At 65.5% G+C, this 458-nt stretch carries 1 protein-coding gene; it reads right to left on the bottom strand.

Annotated elements, in window-relative coordinates:
• A partial coding sequence (locus ACQI46_RS25630; RefSeq protein WP_427096857.1) for an HNH endonuclease signature motif containing protein occupies positions 1 to 458 on the bottom strand: 458 nt, incomplete at both ends.

Here is a 458-nt window from a genome sequence, read left to right as displayed (position 1 = left end):
AGGACGTTGATGTAGCGGGCTTGTGCTTGGGCGCGGGTGTATCGGCGCCGGGGCATCATGGTGCCGCGGCGTTGGTGTGTTGGTGGTGGTGGGGGTGGGTCTTTGGTCCATAGGGTGGCGGTCGGTTTGCTCAAGGTGGGGAAGAGCAGGGCGCTGCCGGGTTTGGTGGTGTAGGTGTGGCCGGTGGGGCTGTGCCATTCGATGGTGCCGTCGGGGTATTGGCGGTCATACCAGCCGTCGGGGCCGGACCAGAACGTTTTCAGTAGGTGGTGGAAACGGCAGAGGCACTTGAGGTTTGAGGGGTGTGTGGGGCCGATCGGGTAGGGCACGGTGTGGTCGATGTCGGTTGTGGTGGCCGGGATGTCGCAGTGCGGGAAGCGACAGGTCAGGTCGCGGCAGCGGATGAACTCGGCCAGGGTTCGGGAGGGGATGTAGCGCGGTTCGGCGGGGCTGTTGCC

The sequence above is a fragment of the Mycobacterium sp. SMC-4 genome (assembly GCF_050205565.1).
Taxonomy (GTDB): Bacteria; Actinomycetota; Actinomycetes; order Mycobacteriales; family Mycobacteriaceae; genus Mycobacterium.
The sequence above is the reverse complement of the archived record's forward strand: the minus strand, read 5'-3'. Positions and strand labels throughout refer to the sequence as shown.